Origin of the sequence: Gordonia lacunae, from assembly GCF_002149015.1 — a bacterium.
Taxonomy (GTDB): Bacteria; Actinomycetota; Actinomycetes; order Mycobacteriales; family Mycobacteriaceae; genus Gordonia; species Gordonia lacunae.
In genome coordinates, this window is sequence record NZ_NGFO01000001.1 from 135,500 (window position 1) to 158,982 (window position 23,483).

A 23,483-nucleotide genomic window follows, 5' to 3' on the forward strand; every position below is an offset into this window, starting at 1 on the left:
CCGACGCCCTCGTTGACGACCCACTCCATTAGGTTAGGATTCGCTAACCAACAGGTCGGGGTAGTCCGGTGCCGCTCGGGTGGCGCCGTCGTGAAAGGGCTTCGTTATGCGTGCGTCTGGAATCCGACGTGGGGTCGTGGTGATCGCGGCGATCGTCGTGGGATTGGCGGGGTGTTCATCCCAGTCGGGAGACGAGAGCAGCTCGGCTGCCGGTTCCGGGACCCAGCGCGTGGAGCACGCACGCGGCGCTGCCGAGGTCCCGTCGAATCCGCAGCGGGTCGTCGTGCTGGAGCCGGTGGAGTTGGACACCGCGGTCGCACTCGGGGTGACGCCGGTGGGCGCCGCGGTGGCCAGCAACGTGGCGGGGATCCCGAAGTACTTGGGCGCGAGTGGCATTGAGGCGGTCGGGACCGTACCGGAACCCGATCTGGAATCCATCGCCGCACTGAAGCCGGACCTGATCCTGGGTACGGAGTCGCGCCACTCCAAACTGTATGACCAACTGGAGTCGATCGCGCCGACGGTGTTCATGGCGTCGCAGTCCGATCCGTGGCAGGAGAACGTCCTGCTCGTCGGACAAGCGTTGGGCCGCAAGGACAAAGCGCAAGAGCTGCTGGACGGCTTCAACGCCCGGTGTGCGCAGATCAAGAACACCTACGATGTCGAGGGACAGACGGCCAATCTGGTCCGTCCGCGAGATGAGTCGACGCTGAGCCTGTACGGGCCGGTCAGCTTTGCCGGCGGAACCCTGCAGTGCGTGGGCTTCACCATTCCCGATCGCACGTGGAAAGACGGCCTGCAAGCGGACATCTCGCCGGAGAACATCCGGGAGGCGGCGGCCGACTCCGTGTTCGTCACGACGAGCGACGTCGACGACCCGTCGACGATTCCCGCTGCCATCACCCGGAACCGGGAGGCGTTCCCCTCGGTGACGCTGGTGGACACCAGCTACTGGGTCTCGGGAGTGGGACTCAAGGGCGGCGCACTCGTCCTCGACGACATCGAGCGGTTCCTGCAGAACCCTTGATGTCCTCGATCGATGCGACCGTCGGCACCAGCCGCGGCTCCGCGGTGTCCGACCGGGCCCTGCGGACTCTGGCCGGTCTGCTGGGGGTGGCTCTTCTTCTCATTGTCGCGGTGGCGTTGTCGCTGATGGTCGGGTCGAACTCGATCGCACCGGGTGCGGTGCTCGATGTTCTCCGCGGCGGCGGTTCTGCCGAAGCCCGTGACGTGGTCATGGAACTGCGGATCCCACGCACGGCCGTCGGTCTGGTGGTGGGGGCTGCTCTCGGCGCGGCCGGCGCGCTGATCCAGGCATTCACCCGCAATCCACTCGCTGATCCGGGCATTCTCGGCGTCAACGCGGGCGCTGCCTTCGCAGTGGCGGTCGGGGTGGCGTTCTTCGGGCTGCGGAGCATTCTCACCTCGGTCTGGTTGGCGCTTCTCGGGGCGTTGGTGGTCACGCTCGCGGTCTATGTCATCGGCTCGTCGGGCCGCGGTTCGGCCGATCCGGTGCGCCTGACCCTGGCCGGGGTGGCGCTGGGGGCGGTGTTCGCCGGCATGACAACCGGTATGACGCTGAGCAATCCGGATGCCTTCGAGCACATGCGCTCGTGGAACGCGGGGTCGTTGGTCGGCCGCGGGCTGGACGTGCTGGTCCCGATCCTGCCGCTCGTCGCGGTCGCGCTGCTCGCGGCGTTCGTGCTTGCCACCGGGTTGAATGCCCTGGCGCTGGGCGAGGATGTGGCTCGTGCGCAGGGCGCGAACGTGATCGCCATCCGGATCGGTGTCATCGCATCGGTGACCGTTCTCGCCGGGACGGCGACCGCTCTCGCCGGGCCGATCGCGTTCGTGGGCCTGATGGTTCCGCATGTGGCGCGATGGCTGTTCGGTGTCGATCAGCGCAGGATCCTCGCCGCATCGGTCGTCGTGGCGCCGGTGCTCGTCCTGTTCTCCGATGTCCTCGGGCGAGTTCTGATCTCACCGTCGGAGATCCCGGTGGGAATCGTCACGGCGTTCGTCGGGGCTCCGGTGCTGATCCTGTTGGTTCGTCGGCAGAGAGCGAGCACCCTGTCATGACCGGCACCGGGTTGATCGACGTCGGCTACCGCAGGCGGGTGATCGGCATCGGAGGGTGCGCGATACCGGTGCGGGCGCGCAGCGTGGGCGTGGGCATCGGACTCGGTCTCGCCATCCTCGTTCTCGGTGTCGTCGCCCTCGGGCTGGGGACCTATCCGCTGTCACCGCGCGCCGTCGTCGAGACGCTGCTGGGCGGCGGTGATGCGCTCGACCGCACCGTGGTCTTCGAATGGCGCCTCGCGCGCACCGCGGCGGCGATCGCTCTCGGCGGTCTGCTGGCGGTGGCCGGTGCGATCTTCCAGACGGTGACCCGAAACCCGTTGGCCAGCCCGGACATCCTGGGCCTGTCCAACGGGGCGTTCACCGGCATGTTGCTGACCGTGGTGGTGTTCTCGGCGAGCTGGTCGCAGATGACCGCCGGAGCGGTGATCGGTGGTGTGTTGACCGCCGCGCTGATCTGGGCCCTGGCCTACCGAGGCGGACTCCAGGGTTTCCGGCTCATCGTGACCGGGATCGGGGTGGCGGCGATCCTCGCGTCGCTCAACACGTGGATGCTGCTGGAGGTCGAGCTCGACACCGCGATGTTCGCCTCCGCGTGGGGCGCCGGGAGCCTCAACGGCGTCACTGCGGCGCCGCTGATCGGAGCAGTGGCCGTGGCGGTCGTCCCGATGGCGGTGTTGGTGGTCCTCACGCCGCGACTGCGGCAACTCGACCTCGGTGACGATGTGGCCGCGGCCACCGGTGCTCGCCCCGCGCTCGTTCGCACCGTGGTACTGCTCAGTGCGGTCACCCTCGTGTCCGCGGCGACCGCGGTGATCGGGCCGGTCGCCTTCGTCGCACTCGCGGCCCCGCAGATCGCGCGTCGCTTGTCCGCGACTCCGTATCTGTCACTGACGATTTCGGCGCTCGTGGGGGCGCTGTTGCTGTTGGCGTCCGATGTGATCGCCCAGCACGTCCTACCCGTGGCGCTGCCCGTCGGTGTGGTCACCGTCTCGGTGGGGGGCGTGTACCTCGTCGTCATCATCATCCAGGAGATCCGTCGTCGTGCCTGACCATCACACTGTTGCCTCGAGCAACCCGCACACCTCGACCCGGGAGCCGGTGCGGCTCCGCGCCGACGACGTCACTCTCGGCTACGACGGCAGACCGATCATCGCCGGGCTGAGCGCGGCCATCCCGGACCGGTCGTTCACGGTGATCATCGGTCCGAACGCATGCGGCAAATCCACACTCCTGCGCGGCTTGTCGCGTCTCCTCGCTCCGACGTCCGGGCAGGTCGTCCTGGACGGCAAGGCGATCTCCAGCCGTCCCGCGAAAGACGTGGCCAGGCGTCTCGGCCTGCTCCCGCAGTCGGCAGTCGCCCCGGACGGGATCACGGTCGCCGATCTCGTCGCCCGGGGGCGGTATCCGCACCAGGGTCTTTTGCGGCAGTGGAGCAACGACGACGAGCAGGCAGTCTTCGATGCGCTGAAGGCAACGGGGACTGTCGATCTCGCCCCGAAGCGCGTCGACGAACTCTCGGGCGGCCAGCGTCAGCGCATCTGGGTGGCGATGGTGTTGGCGCAGGAGACCGACCTCCTCCTCCTGGACGAGCCGACGACGTTTCTCGACATCGCTCACCAGGTCGAGCTCATGGAGTTGTTCGCGCACCTCAATCGGCAGGGGCGCACGATCGTCGCGGTACTGCACGACCTCAACCACGCGGCCCGCTACGCCGATCACATCATCGCCATGCGCCGCGGCGAGATCCTCGCGGCCGGGCCACCGTCGGAGGTGGTCACCAGCGCCCGGGTCGAAGAGATCTACGACCTGCCCAACGTCGTCATCGCCGACCCGATCACCGGTGGGCCGCTGGTCGTGCCCCGCCCGATGCCCGTCGGAACAACGCAGGACGAGGAGGCGACGCCGTGACCCGGTCGGCCGAGTCGGTGCGGCCGTGGGAGTACAGCGCATTTCGCGTGACAGTCGCTGGGACGCAACGGATCGCACCGCACTTCATCCGTGTCACCCTGGCCGGCTCCACACTGAGGCATTTCGCTCCGTGGGGCCTCGATCAACGGATCAAGCTCGTGCTGCCGATGGCCGACGGCACCGAACCCGACTTCGGCCTGCTCGAGGAGCCGACTCCGCACCCCAAGCAGTGGTACGCCCGCTGGAAAGCGCTCCCGTCGGACCGCAGGAACGAGCTGCGCACCTACACGCCGTCGGCCGTTCGTCCCGACGCAGGCGAGATCGACGTCGACGTGTTCGTGCACGAGCCGGCCGGCCCTGCCTCGCGGTGGGCTCTGACCTGTTCGGCCGGCGATCGGCTGGTGATCACCGGGCCCGACATCCGAGTCGGCGACACCGGTTACGGCATCCACTACCGACCACCCCGTGCGCCTGGACGATTGCTCCTGATCGGCGACGAATCCGCGATGCCGGCGATCGCCAACATCCTCGCCGCGACTCCGCCCACCACCCGCACCGATGTGCTGCTCGAACTCGCCGACCCGCTCGACGACATCGTGGGCGCCCGCCACTCACATGGTCGGATACAGCACGTCATCCGCGGCCGCGACACGGGCCGCCGGCTCGACGATGCGGTCCGTGACTGGGGCGCACAGTACGCAGTCGACTTCCGGGATGACGTCCCAGCCGCCTACGCGTGGATCGCCGGCGAGGCGACCGCAACCACCCGGATTCGTCGCCACCTCACGAAGGACCTGGGGATCGACAAGGACCACGTCGCGTTCCTGGGGTACTGGAAACTCGGTGGGCCTCTTGTCGGATGAGGAACGACGACGGGGACACCGCGCCGGGAGCCGCAGTCCAGAGCCGGAGGCCGCAGTCCGGTAGGGACGACGCGGGCGGGTGGGTTTCAGCGGGTGGTCTGCTGGGCACGCGGCGGACACGACCCCCACGACAGGAGCGCCGCAGATGAGTCACCAGCCACCCAAGGACGTCCAGGAGGCAGCCCAGCGCGCGGTTCGATGGATCGACGAGGGCAAGGCGGGGTCGGGCTTCACCGACACCGGGCGCCACCGGGCCCATCAGCTGGCGGACGGCGAAGACGTCGACGACGACCAGATCAAGAAGATGCGTAGCTACTTCTCCCGCCACGAGGTGGATCGGGACACCACCGGATTCACCAACGGCGAGGAGGGCTTCCCGACGGCCGGCCGCGTGGCCTGGGATGCGTGGGGTGGCGATCCAGGACGTCGGTGGGCGAACTCGCAGAAGATCGAGGGGGAGTGATCCGCCGGGGCGGTGCCCCGAATCACCGTCCCATCGAGTAGAACTCGCTGTTGGGTGCGATCGCGGTCAGGTGTGCGAGCCGGTTGGAGGCAGCGAAGAACGCGGTGATCGCGCCGACGTCCCAGATCTCGTCGTCGGTGAGCCCTGCCGAACGCGCTCGGGCCATGTCGCTGTCCGCGAACAGCTCTGGTGTCCTGGTGAGGGCGAGGGTGAGGTCGACGATGGCACGCTGCCGACCATCCAGGAGCGCTCCGGCGGGATTGGTTGCGACGTGGTCGGCGAGGTGCGCGTCCTTGGATCGCACTCGCAGGATGGCGCCGTGGGCGACGACGCAGTAGATGCATCTGTTGGCGCCGGACGAGGCCACCACGACCAGTTCGCGTTCGGCTTTCGACAGTGGTCCGGGCTGGTCCATCAAGACATCGTGATAGTCCAGGAAGGCTCGCAACTCATTCGGTCGGTGTCCCAGCGCACGGAAGATGTTGGGGACGAAGCCCGACTTCGACGCGATGGGTTCGATCCGTTCACGAAGGTCGGGTGGCAGGTCGGCAAGTTCGGTCAGGGGGAACCGACTCGTATTCATGGGCAACGCCTTCCGTCACAGGGGGCAGACTCTGTTCGCTGCTCGACAAGCCAATGCTCGCGCCCGGTGACGTGACTCACCACCCCCGGAAGAAGGGGTTGCGGCCACACCCCTCGTGCTGCGTGGTCCCGGAAGCGCGAGGACTCCCGGACGAGGCGATCACTCGTACGCTTCGACCCGGACGTCCCGATCCGAGATGGAGAACGCCATCAGGTCCTCGCCGACGGTCAACGGGCCGTCATACGTCTCGCGAGTGCGATCGACCATCACGTCGAGAGGAAGATCCGGAATCCGGGGCGGTGCGCCGTTCACGATGTGGGAATACGCGGCCATCGCCGGCTTCGTGCGAGCAAAGATCTCGCCGGCCTGCTGGGGATTGGTGTGGTGCGAGTAGACATTCTGCAGAACGGGAACCGACGGATCGACGAAATCTGCGACTTCGTGGATGAGCAGATCGACGTTCTCCCCGTACTGGAGCACCTTCGGCGTGGGGCGCGTGTCTCCGCTGATGAGCACCGAACTGTCACCGACGTCGATGCGGTACCCGACGGCCGGATCGATCGCGCCCGCGGCGTCATGCTCGACCTCGAACATTGTCACCCGGACACCCTGCTCGTCGAAGATGACGCCCTCTCGATCGAACTCGTGGGGAGTGATGGCCGCGGTGTCGCGAGGCATGTTCTCGTCCGCGACGCGGACATCGATGTCGTTGCGGTGAGTGAGCAGCAGCCCGTCGCTGATCTGCTTGACGCCCGGAGGGCCGTACAGGTGAAAGGAGCCCTTCCGGCCACCAAGGGCCGTGATGTAACCGGTCATCCAGAGATCGGCGAGCCCGTTCACGTGGTCCGAATGGAAGTGGGTGAGAAACACCCCATCGACGTCGCCGAGCGGAACGTCCAACTGGTTCAGTCGAATAGCGGCCCCGCGGCCTGCGTCGAAGACGAGGTTGAGCCCGTTCGCCTGGACCAGCGTCGAATTGCCGAACCTCTCCGCGCTCGGAACGGGACTGCCCGTGCCCAGTAGTACGACTTTGATAGCCGCATCGTTGCCGATGGCACCATCGTCTCCGGCTGTGGCCGACGACGGGACCGGGGTGGAGGCACCCTCGCCCACGGCCGGTTCCGGCGCGCCGCAGGCAGTGAGTGCCAGGCAGAGCGCGCCCATCACGACATGGGGAAGGCCTAGGCCTACTCCGACTCGCATTCTGTTCCTCTCGCTCGAACGTTGACTGTGCGCACAAGCGTGCGATGGTGCGATCGGGCAACGGCCGGTATTCGGACTGGTCGGATACTCGCCGACGCGCGATGACGATCGTTCGCGGCTTCTGAATCGAAGGCCTGCGCGGGTGTGCACGCATGGCCCGGCACTCGCGGAACCTTGCCAACGACCGATGTCACATATAGAGTCCCTGCCACTGGCAGGCTGAGCGCGGTTCGATCGGGGAAAGTCCAGGTCGAACCGTGCGAGACCTGATGTCGATGGGGGTCCGATGAAGAAATCCGGTGCGCGCAGGAGCTCGTGGTGGATCGTTCTGGTGGTCGTCGCCGTGATGGCGGTGTCGGCGTTCTACGTGGGCACATTGCGCTTGAGTGAGATCCCGGACCGGGCGATCGGCCACTCGCCGCCGGCGCCCGAGGCGGGCGTCGTGCGCGACAAGTCGATCGAGTACGTCGTGACCGGCCCGGAGGGATCGTCCGCGCGGGTGTCCTACATCGAGCCGGGGGGACGGGTCGTCGAGGACAAGGTCTCCGTTCCCTGGCGCGTGGTGCTCCGAACGCGGGAATTGACAACGTCTGTCGGTGTCCTGACGCAGTCGTCGGGCCGCGGCGCGGTGTCCTGTGCGGTTCGGGTCAACGGATTCGAGCGTGTACGCCGGGCCGGTTCGGGTGCCGACGGCAGCACGGTCGCCAATTGTCTGGTTCCGGTGGCGTAGATGAGCACCGACGACGGGGAGCGGCAGATGGCCACCACACGTGAGCGGTTCGCTCGACTCCGACAGGGGCTCTCCGCGGAGATCCGGCAACCGGTACGCCGTGAGGTGCTGCGCGACAGGGCATCGTCGAGGCCGCGGTTCGCACGCTTCCTGTACGCCTGTTCGCTGCCGGTCATCGTCATCTGGCTGCTCATCGCCGGTGGTCTCAACATCGTTGTGCCACAGTTGGAATCGACGGTCACCGAACATGCGCAGTCGTTCTTGCCCGACGAGGCGTCGTCGGTGCAGGCGCTGGTCAAGATGGGGGAGTACTTCGGCGGCGGGGGCAGCAACAACTTCGTCTACGTCCTGATGGAGGGCGACGAACCCCTGGGACCCGAATCCCGAACCTATTACAACGAGTTGCTCGCCGAACTGACCGCGGACACCGAGCACGTCAACTCCGCGATGGACCTGTGGTCGAACCCCGATCTGGCTCCGGCGGCACAGAGCGCCGACGGTCATGTCGCCTACGTGCTGGTGAACCTCGCCGGCAACATGGGCACCGCCCTGGCCATGGAGTCGACCCAGTCGGCGCGTGACACGATCGCCGCGTCGACGCCACCGCCCGGCGTCGACGTGCACATCACCGGACCGTCGGCCGTCGTCAACGACGAGATGGTGGCCATCAACGATTCCATCATCCTGCTGGTGTCGGTGTGCGCGTTGCTGGTCGGTGCCGTGCTGCTGCTGGTCTACCGATCTGTGATCACCGCGTTGGTCCCGTTGCTCGGGGTGGGGCTGGCGTTGGCCGTGGCCCGCGCCACCATTTCCTTCTTGGCCGAGAACGAGGTCATCAAGGTGTCGATCTTCGCCGCGGCGCTGTCGGCGGTGATCGTCCTGGGCGCGGGCACCAACTACGGGATCTTCCTGGTGGGCCGCTACCAAGAGGCCCGTCGGAAGGGGCGCGACCGGGAAGACGCCTATTACGACGCACTGGCCGGTGTGCAGCACATCGTCGTCGCCTCGGCGCTGACCGTCGCGGGCGCGATGGCCTGCCTGGCCGCCACCCGGCTCGCGATGTTCAGCACCTCCGGATTGCCCTGCACGATAGCGATTCTCATCACCCTCGCCGCGGCGCTCACGCTCGGTCCCGCGGTCCTGGCCGTGGCCACGCGACTGGGCTTCGTGGAAGCGCGGGAGTCGGCGTCACCGCGACGGTGGCGCCGGATCGGCACCACCGTCGCTCGCTGGCCGGCCCCGGTGCTCGCGGCCGCACTCGCGGTGCTCGCGGTCATGATCATCCCGCTCGCCATGTACGCGCCGAGTTACAACGAACGCCGCGCCCAGCCGGCGGACTCACCGGCAAACGTGGGTTTCGCTGCGGCGGACAGGCACCTGCCGCCCAACATCATGGCGCCGAGCGTGCTCATCGTCGAGTCCGACCATGACATGCGCAATTCGGCGGATCTGATCGCCCTTGCGCAGATGACCGACGCGGTCGCCTCGATCGACGGTGTGAACGCGGTGCAGGGGATCACCCGACCCCTCGGGCAGACCCTCGACCAAGGGACCCTCACCTCGCAGGCGGGGTACATCGGCAACCGCTTCGGGCAGATGACATCGCTTCTGCGCGATCGGATCACCGATCTGGACGCGATCGGCGCAACGGTCGACCGCCTCGACACCGCCATCGACGGTGTCGACGCGGCGCTGCGGCAAGGGGCGGCCGGCGCGGGCTCGCTGTCCGACGCCACTGCGCAATTGCAGCGCACGACCGATTCGACGCTCACCAAGGTCGACGAGCTGTCGGCGGGGATCGAGCCGATGCGTGGACTCGTCGGGTCGATCCCGCAGTGTCAGGATGTCGCCGCGTGCCGCACCGCCCTGACCGGGCTGTCTGTTCTCGACGATGTTCCCGCACTGCGGGAATCGGTTCGGGATCTCGCCGGCGGCACCCGGTCCCTGAGTGGCGCGTTGCCCACCGCCGCCGCGCAGATCCCGACGCTGCGCGCCACGGTCACACAGATCCGCGACCTGATCGGGCCGTTGCGCACGACGCTGGGGGCACTCCTGCCGCAGGTGGGCGAGATCACCGACTTCCTCGACGAGGTCAGTGGCGCCTACTCGGCGGGCAGTCCCGCTGCCGGCGGATTCTTCCTGCCCAGCCAGGCATTGGAGAGCCCGCTCTTCCAGAGCGGCATCCCGTACTACTTCTCCGACGACGGCAAGGCGACGCGGATGATCGTCACCCCGCAGCGCGAGGGCTTCAGCCGCGACGCGATGGACGTCAGCGCCGAAGTGATCCCCACCTCGCTGGCGGCGATCAAGAACACATCGCTGGCCGGATCCACGATCAGCATCGGCGGGCCGGGTGGCACGCTCCTCAACATCGAGTCGTTCGCGCACGAGGATTTCATCGCGATCGTCGTCGCTGCCTTCGCCTTCGTGTTCTGCGTCGTGTTGTTCCTGCTGCGCAGTCTGGTCGCGGCGCTCGCCGTGATCGGGACGGTCGCGCTCTCCTACCTGTCCGCGATGGGGGTGTCGGTGTTCCTGTGGCAGGGACTCATCGGCAATCCGCTGCACTGGTCGGTCGCGCCCATCGCGTTCACCTTCCTGGTGGCGGTGGGTGCCGACTACAACATGTTGCTGGTCAGTCGTTTTCGGGAAGAGTACGGGGCCGGCGGCGGCACCGGCCTGATCCGCGCGATGGTCGGCACGGGAAGTGTGGTGACGCAGGCTGGTCTCACGTTCGGGATCACGATGCTGGCCATGCTCGCCAGTTACGCGCACAACGTCGCGCAGATCGGCACGACCGTCGCCATCGGACTCCTCATCGACACCCTGATCGTCCGGACCCTGGTCATGCCGGCGATCGCGCGCCTGTCCGGCCGGTGGTTCTGGTGGCCGACGCCGTTCGTGTCGCTGCCCGCGGGGAGAGTGCCGCAGTCGACGGCGACAACCGCGGAGCCCGTGCCCGTCGACGAGGTGCGGGTGTGATGGTCAGTGGGGCGACGCAAGGGTCTCCGCACCCAGGACCGCGGCCGCGGCGTTGCGGCCCGGGATGCCGCTGACCCCGCCGCCGCGGCGAGCGCCCGCGCCGCACAACAGGACCCGCGGGTGCGGGGTCTCGACACCCCACCGGCCGGCCTCGGACGCGGTCTCGGCCCACGGCCACCGCAACGGCCGATGGAAGATGTGCCCGCCGGGTAGTCCGACGGCGTCCTCGAGATCCTGCGGCGTCTTCGCCTCGATGCATGGCCGACCGTTCAGATCATGCGCGATGACCGACTGAACAGGCTCTCCGAGTACGGAATTCAACGACGCGAAGGTCGCACCGACGGCGTGTTCGACGGCACCCGGTTCGTCGAACACCTCGGGTGGCATGTGTAGGCCGAACAGTGTCAGCGTGTGTTTGCCCGCCAGTTCCGGCCCCAGGATCGACGGGTCGGTGAGGGTGTGGCAGTAGATCTCGCACGGTGGCAGTTCGGGCACCTCGCCGCGATTCGCCTGCCGCCACGCATCGTGGAGTTGGGTTGCGGTCTGGTTGATGTGGAAGGTCCCGGCGAATGCCGCGGCCGGCGAGACCGACCCGTCGCGGAGTCGTGGCAACCGGTCGAGCAGCAGATTGATCTTGAGCTGGGCTCCGCGCACGTCGGGTTCGCAGGGGATCGGCGCCCCGTCGAGGAACGTGTTGAAGACCTGCGGCGCGCACGCCGCGTAGAGCATCGACCCGCGAAAGGTCCCGCCCGTCGTCTCGACGGTGCCGTCTGCCGGATCGACGCCGGTGATCTCGACTCCCGTCACGAATTCGGCACCCGCCGAGGTCGCCGCCTGATAGAGCGCTCCCGACACCGCACCCATCCCGCCGACCGGAACGTCCCAGTCGCCGGTCCCGCCGCCGATCACGTGGAAGAGGAAGCAGATGTTCTGGCGCAGGGACGGATCGTCGAGGTCGGCGAAGGTGCCGATGAGTCCATCGGTCGCGGCGATACCGCGGACCAGATCATCGTCGAAGTACTGGCGCAGGAGCGTGCCCAGCGGCAGGGTGGTGAGTGCTTCCCACAGTTCGGCTGTCGAGGTGTCGGTGGTGAACCTTTCTGTGGTGAGCCTTTCTGGGCCGACGACGAGGTCGTGCATCTCGGCGGCGGTGCGTAGCGGTTGCGTCATGGTGGGGAAGACGCGGTCGGCGACCACGCCGAGCCGCTGGTAGAACGACCGCCACGCGGTGAAGTCGAGGTCGGACCCGGTCACCTGACGGAACGACGCGGCCGTCGCGTCGTCGTCGAGGTTGTCGACCAGGATGCCGCGTGCCGGATCGGCCGGCAGCGGTGTGTACGACGAATAGCGCCGGCGGACGAGCGAGATGTCGAGGTCGAGGTCGGTGATGATCTCGCGCGGCATCAGCGAGACCAGGTAGGAGTACCGCGACACCCGCGCGGACAGACCGTCGAACGGTGTCGCGGACACGGTGGCGCCGCCGACATGGTCGGCCTTCTCGAGGACCAGCACGCGGCGTCCGGCGCGGGCGAGGTAGGCGGCGGCGGTCAGGCCGTTGTGGCCTGCGCCCACCACGATGTCGTCGTACGACGCGTCGTCTCCGATGCCCATCGGTCCAGCGTTCCAGATCGACACACGACGCAGGATGTGGTTGTCGACATATCCTGATGCGGTGGACATCCCCTCGGTCGAGCTCAGCAACGGAAACTCGATCCCCCTGGTGGGGCTCGGCACCTACAACATGCTCGGCCGGCCGTGTGTCAGTGCCGTCGGATCGGCCATCAAATCCGGCTACCGGCTGCTCGACACCGCGCCCCGGTACAGCAACGAGCTGAGTGTCGGAATGGGCCTGCACGGCACCGGCGTCCCGCGCGAGGACATCGTGGTGCAGACCAAACTGGGTGGCGGCGACCAGGGTTTCGACGAGGCGATCAACGCCGCCAAGGAGAGCGCGCGACGGCTGGGCGTCGCGCACATCGACGTCTACCTCATCCACTGGCCCTGCCCGAGCCTCGGTCGCACCGTCGACTCGTGGAAAGCGTTGCTCACGCTCGCCGACGAGGGCTACGTCCGGACGCCCGGGGTCTCGAACTTCAAACAGCATCACCTGCAGATGCTCTTCGACGAGACGGGGCGGTGGCCGGTCCTCAACCAGATCCAGTGCTCACCCGTTCTGCCACGTACTGAATTGCGGGAGTTCATGGCCAGCAAGGGGATTCACGCGCAGGCGTGGCACCCGACCGGCCGCAAGGAAGGTCTGCTCGCCGACCCGATCATCCTTCGGATCGCGCGCAAGTACGGTAAGTCGCCCACGCAGATCGCGCTGCGATGGTCGGTGCAGAACGGCATCGGTGTCGTCCCGAAGTCGTCGCACACCGGCCGGCAGGTCGAGAACGCCGACCTGTTCGACTTCGCCCTCGACCCCGCGGACCTGGCCGAACTCGCCACCCTCGACCGCGGCGAGCGTGCCGCCCGCGACTCCGACGTCGACGAGGAGTTCTGACCCGCCCGTCGACTGTGCGTCCGTTTTCGTCGACTGGGCGTCCGATCTCGTCGACTGGGCGTCTGTTCTCGTCGACTGGGCGTCGGATCCCGTCGACCGTGCGTCTGTTCTCGTCGACTGGGCGTCGGATCCCGTCGACCGTGCGTTTCCGGGTCAGCGGATCTTGAAGATGACCATCCGTTGGACGACGAAGTTGATGACCGTCGCCGTGCCCTGGGCGACGACATACGCCGCGAAGCTGTACAGCAGCGTTTCCTGCCATGCACGTGACAGGGCCGTGTAGATGCCGACGTTGACGAAGTAGGTCACCACGTAGAGGGCGACGACCGACACGAACCGCGCCATGCTCGGTTCGGCTCGGAACGTCCATCGACGGTTCAGCAGATACGCGACCGTGGTGCCGAGAATGAACCCCGCGGATTTCGCGGGCCAGAACGGCAGGTCGAGGCCGTATTGCAGGAGGATCGTCAGCCCGAAGTCCAGGAGCCCGGAGAACCCGCCGGTGATGACGAAGCGCACGAGCTGGGTCTTCAGACCGACGTTCGTCGACGCCTCTTCGTCGTCGAGGGGCAGCTCGATCGGCATCGGCGCATGCCGCGTGGCGAAGTCCTCGTGGCTCGGTTCTTCGTCATCGCGGACGTGGTCACCAGGGTCGGGTCGAGACACGCTGACACCCTAGCCGACGATGTTCTGGGAGCGCCGACGGCCGCGAGCGGACCCGGGGCCGGCGAGGGACGCACGGTCGACGGGATCCGACGCCCAGTCGATGAAGAACGACGCACGGTCGACGAGATCGGACGCACGGTCGACGAGATCGGGCGCACGGTCGACGGGTCAGGCCCGTTGCGGCACCTCCGGCGGGATGGCCGCGAGCAGCGTGCGGGTGTACTCGGTCGCCGGGTCGTGCAGGATCTCCGACGCGGGTCCGCTCTCGACGACCTTTCCGTCCTGCATCACCGCGACGGTGTCGCTGATCTGCTCGACGACGGCCAGGTCGTGCGCGATGAACAGGTAGGTCAGACCCTTCTGACGCTGGAGCTCGGCGAGCAGGTCGAGGACGCTGGCCTGTACCGACACGTCGAGCGACGCCGTGGACTCGTCCAGGATCAGCACCTCCGGGTCGGACGCCAGCGCACGGGCGATGCTCACCCGCTGCCGCTGGCCGCCGGACATCTCGTGCGGATAGCGGTCGAGGAACGACGGGTCGAGGCTGACGTCGGCGAGCAACTCCTCGGCACGACTCCGCGTTGCGCCTCGGCCGTCGGTGAGACCGTGCGTCCGCAACGGCTCGGCGATCGACGCCGCGACCGTCATCCGGGGATCGAGCGAGGCGGCCGGGTCCTGGAACACCATGGCGACACGGCGACGGAGCAGGGCTTCGTCGGCGCCCCGCGCCCCGATGGCCTCGACCCGTCGACCGTCGAGAGTGACCGTCACGCTGCCCCGCACCGTGGTGCCCTGGCCCGAGGTGATGAGGCCGGTGATAACACCGGCAACTGTCGATTTGCCCGATCCCGATTCGCCGACGATCCCGAGCGTCCGGCCGCGGGCGACCTGCAGGTCCACCCCGTCGACCGCGTGCACCACCTGACGCCCCGACGGGCCGCGCACCACATAGTCGACGCCCAGCCCGGTGACACGGAGCAGTGGGTCGGCGTCGACTCGCTTCTCGAGGGCCGGGATGTGGCCGCGTGCGGTCACCTTGCTGAGCAGCGGTCGTGAGTCGAGCAGCGTGCGGCTGTAGTCGTCCTGTGGATCGTCGAACAGCGTTGTGACGTCGCTGCTCTCGACGATCCGCCCGGATCGGAGGACCATCACCCGGTCGGCGATCCGCCCGATGACGCCGAGATCGTGACTGATCCACAGCACCGCCATCCCGCGCTCGCGCTGCAGCTTCGCGACGAGGTCGATGATCTGTGCCTGCGTGGTCACGTCGAGCGCGGTGGTGGCCTCGTCGGCGATGAGGAGTTCGGGATCGCAGGCCAGGGCGATCGCGATCATGACGCGCTGCCGCTGGCCGCCGGACAACTGATGGGGGTATGCGCGCAAACGGCTTTCGGGGTCGGGCAGGTTCACATCGCGGAGCAGGGTCAGGGCCCGTTCGCGTGCCTCGCCCCGCGAGAGGCCGAGATGCCGGCGAGGTCCTTCGGTCAGCTGCTGTTCGACGGTGAGCAGGGGGTTGAGGCTCGACGACGGGTCCTGGAAGACGAAGCCGACGCGTGAACCGTGTAGGGCCCGGAGTTTCGCCGGTGTGGCGCCGACGATCTCGGTGTCGCCGAGACGTGCCGATCCGCGGACGTAGGCGCTGGGCGCATCGAATAGTCCGGTGGCCGACAGCACACTGAGCGACTTGCCCGATCCGCTCTCCCCGACGATCCCGAGCGTCTCTCCCGGCGCGACCGAGAAACTGATGCCGTGCACGATCTCCCGCGGGCCGACACCGACGACGAGGTCTTCCACGCGTAGCACCGAGCCGTCGGGGTCGACATGTTTGCCGGTCGGCGGCGTGGTCACCGTCGACGATTTCCGTTCGTACCCGCGGTTGCGCAGCAGCGTGCGCTGACGCGGATCGAGCACATCGCGGACACCGTCGCCGATGAGGTTGAACGCGAAGACCGTCACGAGGATCGCCAGACCGGGGAAGACGCCCATCCACCAGGCGGTGGTGATGAACCCCTGGGCGTCGAAGAGCATCCGGCCCCACGACGGGTCCGGCGGCTGGACGCCCAGACCGAGGAACGACAGGGCCGCCTCCGACAGGATCGCGAACGCGAGCGAGATGGAGGTCTGGACGATGACCGGACCCGAGATGTTCGGGAGCACATGCCGCATGAGGATGGCCGGGGTTCGTACGCCCATGGTCCGTGATGCCTGGACGTACTGGGTCTGCCGGACCCGCAGGGTGTCGGCGCGCGCCACCCGGGCGAAGATCGGGATGTACACGACACCGATCGCGATCATCGCGGAGGTGACGCCCGGCCCCAGGATGGCGACGATGGCCAACGCCAACAGCAGCACCGGGAACGAGAACACCACGTCGACGATTCGCATCAGTGCGGTGTCGAGGACGCCGCCGGCGAAACCCGCGACCATGCCGAGGATCACGCCGACGGTGAGGGAGATGGCCACCGCGATGACCGCGACCCGCATGCTCACCGATGCGGCGAGGACGACCCGGGAGAAGACGTCGCGACCCAGGTCGTCGGTGCCGAACAGGTGCGACCAGCTCGGCGCCTGCAGCGCGTTCGGGACGTCGATCTCGTTGGCGCCGTACGGAGCGATGAGCGGACCGAAGATCGCGCACACGAGGACGATCGCGATGATGATCAGCCCGATCACCGATGTGCGATTGCGCAGCAGCAATCGCCAGGCCGTATCGGTCGATGCGTCGCCGTTGAGCTCGGTGTCGGCGCCGGGCTCCGGCGGGTCGGGTGAGGTGAGGGTCATGACAGCCGAATCCTGGGGTCGATGACGGCGTAGAGGATGTCGACGACGAGGTTGACGACCAGGAAGATCACTGCGATGAGCAGAATCGCGCCCTGCAGCACCGGGTAATCGCGCGCGGCGACCGAGTCGTAGACCAGCAATCCCAGTCCCGGCCAGGCGAACACGACTTCCACGACGATGACGCCGCCGAGCAGGCCGGCGAACTGGATGCCGGAGATGGTCAGCACGGGTACGAGTGCGTTGCGGCCGACGTGGTCGAGCAGCACGCGTCTGGTGCTCAACCCCTTCGACTCCGCGGTCGTCACGAACGGCGCGTTCACCACATCGAGCACCGACGAGCGCACGTACCGGGTCATGATCGCGCCGGTGACTACCCCGACGGTGATCGCCGGCAGCACGAGGTGTTCGAACCAGCCGAGCGGGTCGTCGGCGAAGGGTTGGTACCCGGCCGAGGGCAACCAGCCGAGTGCGGTGGAGAACAACCCGATGAGCAGGATGCCCATCCAGAAGTCCGGTACGGAGATCCCGAACTGGCTGACGACGCGAATGACGTTGTCGGCCAACCGGCCCTCGCGCAGCGCGGCCCAGAAGCCCAGGGGCACGGCGATGAGCAACGCGACGACGATGGCCGCGGTCGCGAGTGTGATCGTCGCGGGGAGCCGTTCGAACAGCATCGTCGTGACCGGTTCGCTGTTTCGGAAGCTGACGCCCAGGTCGCCGGTGAATGCATTGCCGACATAGCTCATCAGCTGTGATGCCAGCGGTTGGTCGAGACCGGAGGCGCTGCGCAGCGCCTCATACGATTCCGGGGTGTAGCGGGTGCCGAGCGCGATGCGGACGGGATCGCCCGGCACGACCTGCATCAGGAAGAACACCGCGACGATCACGCCGAGCAGCACCGCGACGGTGTAGAGCAGGCGCACGAGGATGAAGCGCACCAGCGGTGAGTGCAACGCGGTCATCTCAGCTCCTCTCCAGTCGGGCGTCACGGAACCGAATGGCTTTGTCGGAGCGCACGACGTAACCCTTGAGCTGTGTCACGAAAGCCTGCGTCGACGAGGGGTTGTAGAGGTACAGGTAGCTCACGTCGTCGGCGATGATGCTCGCGGCCTCGGCGTAGATCCGCTTGCGGGCCTCGACGTCGAGTTCGGTTCGGCCCCGGTCCAACAGCGCGTCGACCTCGGGGTTCGAGTACTTCTGGGCGTTCGAGGTGCCCTCGGAATGGTGTTGGGCGTAGTAGAAGTCCTCCGGGTCGATGTTGCCCAGCCAGCCCAGCAGTAGCGCGTCGAAGTCGCCGGCGGCCTGGCGGTCGAGCCAGGCGCCGAAGTCGAGTTGTTCGATCTTCACGTCGATTCCGATGTCGGCGAGATTCGACGCGATCACCTGTGCCGCCGTCACCGTCTCGGGGTACTCGGTGGTCACCATCAGACGCATGTCGAGTCCGCGGATGCCGGCCTGCCGGAGCAGCTCTCGCGATTTCGCGACGGCGGCGTCGCGATCGAGTCCAGCGGTATAACGTTCGTACGGTGCGAACCAGGGACTGGTCGGCGGAATCGCGAGTTCGTTGGGCGTTGCGGTCCCGTATCCGACGACCTGCGCGATCGAGTCCCGGTCGATCGCGTACGCGACCGCCTGGCGGACCCGGGTGTCGTCGAACGGCGCGGCGTCGAAATTCATCGTGACGTACCAGTAGTCGTTGGCGACCACGGTGCCGACGTCGAGCGAGTCGTCGCGACGCAGGATGCTCAGCTGCTGAGCGGGTATCGCATCGGTCCAGTCGATCTCACCGGACCGCAGCGCGGACACCGCGGTGGTGCCCTGTGAGATGAAGCTGTAACGGACTCCGTCGACGGCGGGTGCGCCGCCCCAGTAAGCGGGATTGGACGCCAGCACGATGGATGCGCCCGGCGACCGGGAGACGAACGAGAACGGCCCGGTCCCGATCGGCCTCGTTGTGATCTCACCGGATTCGACGTTGCGCCGGTTGACGATGGCCAGCCCCTTGAATCCGCCGATGCTGGTCAGCAGATTGGGAGTCGGCGCGCTGACGGTGAACCGGACGTGACGATCGTCGAGCGCGGTGATCGACTCGATGGCCTCGAGTTTGTATGCGTTGGACAGCTCTTCGTCGATGATCCGCCGAAAGGAGTATTCGACGTCGGCTGCGGTCAGCGGGTCGCCGTTGTGGAACGTGACCCCGTCGCGCACCGTGAAAATCCATTGCAGGCCGTCCTCGCTGACCTCCCAGCTCTCGGCCAGTGCGGGACGCATCTGTAACTGCTCGTCGGGTTCGACGAGGGTGTCGAAGACGTTCTCGAGTACTTCGAAGGTGAAGTAGGAGCTCGACTTCTGCGGATCGAGCTGGTCGGGCTCGCCTGCGATGGCGGCCTTGATGGTGTTGGCGGTGTCCGCCGATCCGCCACCGCACGCGGCCAGCGCGGACGCGCCGAGAAACGCGGTACCGACGACACCGGCCACCCGGAAGAACCCGCGCCGATCGAGGTCGCCGAGGCTAGGCCCCGGAAGTCGTTCGCGCGCCGACCGATACGCCGACTCGCTCGGCGAACCGGTCATCGCTGTCCTCCCACCCGGCGAGTGCTCGCCTCGGGTTCTCACCGCACGTCCGGGGCGATCCCCACGTGCGGGGCGCCGTGCTGTGCAGTGTGCCCCAGCGGTACAGGTGGTGCAACCGTGCCGCACCCCAGGGTGGGGGCGGAAAGTGCCGAGAAAGGGCCGGATGGTCAGCCGTTGACCTTGGCGATCACGTTGTCTGCGTACCAGTTCAGATGGTCGATCTTGGTCTGCAGCGGTTCGGTGTCCTCGCCCATGACATAGGGCAACCGGAAGCCGACGATGACGTCCGTGATGCCCTTGTCTTCCAGACGCTTACAGCCGTCGACGGTGTAGGCGTCCATGGAGATCACGTGGATCTCGAACGGATCGTTCGTCTTTCCCTCCGCCTTGCGGATCTCGTTGATCCGGTCCAGCAGCGTCTCGAGCTCCTCGGGCGGCCCACCGCCGTGCATCCAGCCGTCACCGCGGATGACCGCACGACGCAGCGCGGCGTCGGCGTGCCCGCCCACCAGCAACGGGATGGGTTCAGTGGGCGCGGGGGTCATCTTGATCTTCGGGATGTCGTAGAACTCGCCGTGGAACTCGAAGTACTCGCCGGTGGTGAGCCCGCGGATGATGTCCATGCACTCGTCCATGCGCTTTCCGCGGCGTTTGAAGTCCACGCCCATGAAGTCGTAGTCCTCGGGCCACGGACTCGTCCCGACTCCCAGCGCGAATCGATTGTTCGTCAGGTAGGCCACCGAACTGGCCTGCTTGGCGACCAAGGCCGGCGGGCGGACCGGGAGCTTCACCACGAAGGGGGTGAAACGGATGGTCGAGGTGACCGCGCCGAGCGCTGCCGCCTGGATGAAGGTCTCGATGAAGGCCTTGCCGTCGAGGAACTCGCGATTGCCGTCCGGGGTGTACGGGTACTTCGCGTCGGATTCCTCGGGATACGCCAGCGAATCGGGAATGGTGAAGCCGGCGTACCCGGCGGCCTCGGCGGCCTGCGCGAGCGGCGCGTAGTACGACGGATCGGTCATGGCCTCGGCATACGTGAACCGCATCATGCTCCTCGGGACGGCAGTGGAACTCCCATCACAGTAGAACACGTTCTAGTTCGGTGGCATGCAGTTCGGCATCGTCGCAGGTCCTTCCCGCTTCTCATCGAGAACGCAGCAACTTCTCCTGCTCCCTGAGGAGCGCTCGGAGCTTGCGGAGGGCGCGTCACGAAGGGTCTTCGCAACTCGCCTCGCCAAGACCCTTCGAGGCTCGTCGCTATCGCTCCTCGCACCTCAGGGAGCAGGGGCTATGGGCTTCATTCGAATGAGGGAGCGTGTCCCTCACAGGGCTCCGGGCCTCCGCGGGGAGTGTTGTGGCTCTTGCCGCCGGCGGGCTCGGGTCAGCGACGCCCGGCGAGCGGATTGTCCGCAGTCGCGCCAGGCCCCGGGTGTACGCGGAGTTCGCCGGTTCCGATTCGCTCGCCGCACGCCGAGCAGGTCGGTTCGACGGTCATCGTCTGGCCGCATGAGTGCGTCGACACCACGGGTGCCCCGTTCTCCGCGGTCCACCGGTCACCCCACTGACGTAACGCGGCCAAGACCGTCCAGAGGTCACGGCCCTTCTCGGTGAGCCGGTAGTCGTAGCGCACCGGGTTGTCCTGGTATGGCTGCTTCACCAGGACGCCGTGCTCCACGAGGGTGTCCAGGCGCTGGGTCAGCACGTTCCGCGCGATGCCGAGCCGAGACGAGAAGTCGTCGAACCGTGTCACGCCGAACATCGCGTCCCGAACGATGAGCAGCGTCCACCATTCGCCGACGATCTCCAGTGTCTGGGCGATCGAGCAGTTCATCTCGGCGAACGAGGCGCGGCGCATGGAGTCGAGAGTAGTGGGTTGCGTGATGCAACTCAACCTGCTTGCATGAGTTGCGTGAAGCAACTCAGCAGGCAAGGCGCCATCGACGACGGATTGTTGGATAGTTTCGGAGCGCGCCCGACCGGGGACGGTCGATGGTCGGCGACCATTGACCGCTCGTGGTGGGGATGGTCGGGCCCCCACGGCGGTGCCATCGCGGCGCTGGCCGTCCGAGTCGGGGCCGATGCGGCGCCCGGCACGTCGGTGCGCGCTCTCGATCTGCGGTTCGTCGGCAAGCCCGACGGTGCGGAGTTGTTCCTGGCGCCGTCGGTTCGGGAAGTCGGTCGGCACACGAGAATCGTCGACGTCTCGATCACGCAGGCGGGCGTCGAGATCGCGTCGGCCTCGGTCACGGCCGGGCGGGTCGGCGAATCCGGACCGACGGATGTCGTCGACCGGAGCGCGAGTGTTCCGGGCCCGGAACGGCTGGATTCCTTCATGATTCCACCGGAGATCGTGCCGATGGGTGCGCACCTGGATCTGCGGCCGGTCGACGGGCCGCTGCCGCTCACCGGCGCCGACGAGCCATGGATGCGAGCGTGGATCACCTCCCGAACCCCGATGGCCGTGGACGCCGGCTACCTCGCCCTCCTGGCGGACTGCCTGCCGCCCGCGGTCTTCCCGACTCTGACAGCGCCGCTCGCGCTTCCGACGGTCGCGTTCTCCATGCACGTGACATCGCCGCTGGACGACGCCACGCCGGCGCCGATTCTCGTCCACACGCGCAACATCTCGACATCCGGCGGCTGGTCGGTCGACGACACCAGTCTGCGCGACCGCGGCGGTCGGCTTCTCGCCTGCGCACGCCAGAGCCGACGCGTTCTCGGATGGCCGGTCCGATGACCGTCACCCGCAACGGCCCCACGACGCCGGCGCCGGCAGTCGCGCGGCCCGGCCTCGTCCTGCTCATCCTGTCCGGGGCCGCGTTCATGGCCAGCCTCGACGTGTTCATCGTCAACGTCGCCTTCGACGACATCGGCGCCGACTTCGCCGGCGCGACGCTGTCCCAGATGTCGTGGATCCTCAACGCCTACGCGATTCTGTACGCGGCACTGCTGGTGCCGGCCGGTCGGATCGTCGACCGGTACGGCCGCAAAGGTGGCTTTCTGCTCGGTCTCGCGATATTCACGGCTGCGAGTGCCGCATGCGCTGCGGCCCAGGATGTCTGGTGGTTGGTCGCATTCCGTGCGCTTCAGGCGGTGGGTGCGGCGATCCTGACGCCCGCGAGCCTCGGCTTGGTGGTGGCGACGTTGCCGCCGGAGCGTCGTGCCCGATCGGTGCGCATCTGGGCGGCCACCGGCGCCCTTGCCGCGGCCTTCGGGCCGGCCGTCGGCGGTCTTCTCGTCGAGGCGTCGTGGCGGTGGGTGTTCCTCGTCAACGTGCCCGTCGGCGTCGCGGCGATCATCGCCGGCGCGATTGTGCTGTCCCGTCCCCGAAACGTCTCTGCGAGTGGCTTTCCCGACGCGCTGGGTGCTCTTCTCCTGGTCGTCTCGGTGGGGGCATTGACACTCGCTCTGGTCCAGGGGAGTGAGTGGGGCTGGACAGACGCGCGGATCACCGGCGCCTGGATCATCGCCGGAGTCGCCCTCGTCGGCTTCGTCCTCAGCTCGGCGCGCCATCCCGAGCCGGTGATCTCACCTGCGCTGCTGCGGATCCGGGCCTTCTCCGTGGCCAATCTGACGATGCTGCTGTTCTCCATCCCGTTCGCCGGCGCACTTCTCGCGAACATCCTGTGGCTGCAGCAGGTCTGGGGCTTCTCGCCGATCGCGACGGGTCTCGCGGTGTCGACCGGACCGCTGATGGTCCCGATCTTCGCGGCGGTGTCCCATCGCCTCAGTGCGCGGGTCCCGGTGGGGAGACTCGTCGCCTTCGGATGTGTGCTCTTCGGGCTCGGGTCGGCCCTCATCGCCCTGTCGGTCGACGCCACTCCGGACTTCGCCACCGAGTTCCTGCCGGGCTGGCTGATCGGCGGTGTCGGAGTGGGATTCGCGTTGCCGTCGATTCTGTCCTCGGCGACCGCCGACCTACCCGCCGACCAGGCCGCCACCGGAAGCGCGGTGGTCAACATGAGTCGACAGATCGGCATGTCCCTCGGGGTCAGTCTGCTGGTCGCGATCATCGGAACCTCGGCCGTGTACGCCGATGTGCACGACTCGTTCCTGACCGCGTGGTGGGTACTCGCAGGAATCGCTGCGCTGGGTGCGATCTCGGCGTTGGGGATGACCCCGCGTGCCCGCCCCTCTGCTCCCTGAGG

The 23,483-nt window shown here is 67.5% G+C and carries 20 protein-coding genes; 11 read left to right on the forward strand and 9 right to left on the reverse strand.

Annotated features, from left to right (window positions below):
* The first annotated feature begins 106 nt into the window (after positions 1-106).
* The 6 genes from CA982_RS00550 (at position 107) to CA982_RS00575 (ending at position 5,316) form a co-directional block, all read left to right on the forward strand.
* Positions 107-1,027 (forward strand): ABC transporter substrate-binding protein, encoded by a 921-nt coding sequence (locus tag CA982_RS00550; protein ID WP_086533404.1) that lies wholly within the window; start codon positions 107-109, stop codon positions 1,025-1,027.
* Positions 1,027-2,079 (forward strand): FecCD family ABC transporter permease, encoded by a 1,053-nt coding sequence (locus CA982_RS00555; RefSeq protein WP_086533405.1) that lies wholly within the window; start codon positions 1,027-1,029, stop codon positions 2,077-2,079. Before CA982_RS00550 ends, CA982_RS00555 begins: the two co-directional genes overlap by 1 nt.
* A complete protein-coding gene (locus tag CA982_RS00560; protein WP_086533406.1) occupies positions 2,076-3,131 on the forward strand; it encodes a FecCD family ABC transporter permease in 1,056 nt (351 codons plus the stop codon). The genes CA982_RS00555 and CA982_RS00560 overlap by 4 nt, the downstream gene beginning before the upstream one ends.
* Positions 3,124-3,990 (forward strand): ABC transporter ATP-binding protein, encoded by an 867-nt coding sequence (locus CA982_RS00565; protein ID WP_208617844.1) that lies wholly within the window; start codon positions 3,124-3,126, stop codon positions 3,988-3,990. Before CA982_RS00560 ends, CA982_RS00565 begins: the two co-directional genes overlap by 8 nt.
* Complete coding sequence (locus CA982_RS00570) at positions 3,987-4,853, forward strand: siderophore-interacting protein (RefSeq protein WP_086533408.1); 867 nt, start codon at positions 3,987-3,989, stop codon at positions 4,851-4,853. The genes CA982_RS00565 and CA982_RS00570 overlap by 4 nt, the downstream gene beginning before the upstream one ends.
* Positions 4,854-4,998: 145 nt before the next feature.
* Positions 4,999-5,316, forward strand: a complete 318-nt coding sequence (locus CA982_RS00575; protein WP_086533409.1) for a hypothetical protein — start codon at positions 4,999-5,001, stop codon at positions 5,314-5,316.
* A gap of 22 nt (positions 5,317-5,338) precedes the next feature.
* On the opposite strand, the gene CA982_RS00580 is transcribed toward CA982_RS00575, so the two are convergent.
* Both CA982_RS00580 and CA982_RS00585 read right to left on the reverse strand, forming a co-directional pair.
* Entirely contained in the window at positions 5,339-5,899 is a 561-nt protein-coding gene (locus CA982_RS00580) for a peroxidase-related enzyme (protein WP_086533410.1), read from the reverse strand.
* Between the two features lie 159 nt (positions 5,900-6,058).
* Positions 6,059-7,102 carry an MBL fold metallo-hydrolase gene (locus CA982_RS00585; RefSeq protein WP_086533411.1) on the reverse strand — a complete coding sequence of 348 codons (1,044 nt, stop codon included), beginning with the start codon at positions 7,100-7,102 and terminating at the stop codon, positions 6,059-6,061.
* A 286-nt stretch (positions 7,103-7,388) separates the two neighbouring features.
* Between CA982_RS00585 and CA982_RS00590 the strand changes: the two genes are divergently transcribed.
* Positions 7,389-7,832, forward strand: coding sequence for an MmpS family transport accessory protein (locus tag CA982_RS00590; protein WP_086533412.1), 444 nt, complete (start codon positions 7,389-7,391; stop codon positions 7,830-7,832).
* Entirely contained in the window at positions 7,833-10,811 is a 2,979-nt protein-coding gene (locus CA982_RS00595; RefSeq protein ID WP_244176072.1) for an MMPL/RND family transporter, read from the forward strand.
* A 3-nt stretch (positions 10,812-10,814) separates the two neighbouring features.
* Here CA982_RS00595 and CA982_RS00600 read toward each other — a convergent pair whose 3' ends face one another.
* On the reverse strand, positions 10,815-12,422 hold the full coding sequence (locus CA982_RS00600; protein WP_086533613.1) for a phytoene desaturase family protein: 1,608 nt from the start codon (positions 12,420-12,422) through the stop codon (positions 10,815-10,817).
* Positions 12,423-12,483: 61 nt separating this feature from the next.
* Between CA982_RS00600 and CA982_RS00605 the strand changes: the two genes are divergently transcribed.
* Positions 12,484-13,314, forward strand: coding sequence for an aldo/keto reductase (locus CA982_RS00605; protein WP_086533413.1), 831 nt, complete (start codon positions 12,484-12,486; stop codon positions 13,312-13,314).
* Positions 13,315-13,467: 153 nt separating this feature from the next.
* On the opposite strand, the gene CA982_RS00610 is transcribed toward CA982_RS00605, so the two are convergent.
* The 6 genes from CA982_RS00610 to CA982_RS00635 form a co-directional block, all read right to left on the reverse strand.
* On the reverse strand, positions 13,468-13,980 hold the full coding sequence (locus tag CA982_RS00610) for a GtrA family protein (RefSeq protein ID WP_086533414.1): 513 nt from the start codon (positions 13,978-13,980) through the stop codon (positions 13,468-13,470).
* A 168-nt stretch (positions 13,981-14,148) separates the two neighbouring features.
* Entirely contained in the window at positions 14,149-16,761 is a 2,613-nt protein-coding gene (locus CA982_RS00615) for an ABC transporter ATP-binding protein/permease (RefSeq protein WP_086533415.1), read from the reverse strand.
* Entirely contained in the window at positions 16,758-17,723 is a 966-nt protein-coding gene (locus CA982_RS00620; RefSeq protein ID WP_086533416.1) for an ABC transporter permease, read from the reverse strand. The genes CA982_RS00615 and CA982_RS00620 overlap by 4 nt, the downstream gene beginning before the upstream one ends.
* A 1-nt stretch (position 17,724) precedes the next feature.
* Entirely contained in the window at positions 17,725-19,335 is a 1,611-nt protein-coding gene (locus tag CA982_RS00625) for an ABC transporter substrate-binding protein (RefSeq protein ID WP_244176073.1), read from the reverse strand.
* A 167-nt stretch (positions 19,336-19,502) separates the two neighbouring features.
* Entirely contained in the window at positions 19,503-20,381 is an 879-nt protein-coding gene (locus CA982_RS00630) for a TIGR03619 family F420-dependent LLM class oxidoreductase (protein WP_086533615.1), read from the reverse strand.
* 335 nt (positions 20,382-20,716) lie between these two features.
* Positions 20,717-21,190, reverse strand: coding sequence for a winged helix-turn-helix transcriptional regulator (locus CA982_RS00635; RefSeq protein WP_086533417.1), 474 nt, complete (start codon positions 21,188-21,190; stop codon positions 20,717-20,719).
* Between the two features lie 54 nt (positions 21,191-21,244).
* On the opposite strand from CA982_RS00635, the gene CA982_RS00640 reads away from it, so the two are divergent.
* Together CA982_RS00640 and CA982_RS00645 are read left to right on the forward strand one after the other, a co-directional pair.
* Positions 21,245-22,072, forward strand: coding sequence for an acyl-CoA thioesterase (locus CA982_RS00640; protein ID WP_086533418.1), 828 nt, complete (start codon positions 21,245-21,247; stop codon positions 22,070-22,072).
* Positions 22,057-23,481, forward strand: coding sequence for a DHA2 family efflux MFS transporter permease subunit (locus tag CA982_RS00645; protein ID WP_086533419.1), 1,425 nt, complete (start codon positions 22,057-22,059; stop codon positions 23,479-23,481). Before CA982_RS00640 ends, CA982_RS00645 begins: the two co-directional genes overlap by 16 nt.
* Positions 23,482-23,483 lie beyond the last annotated feature (2 nt).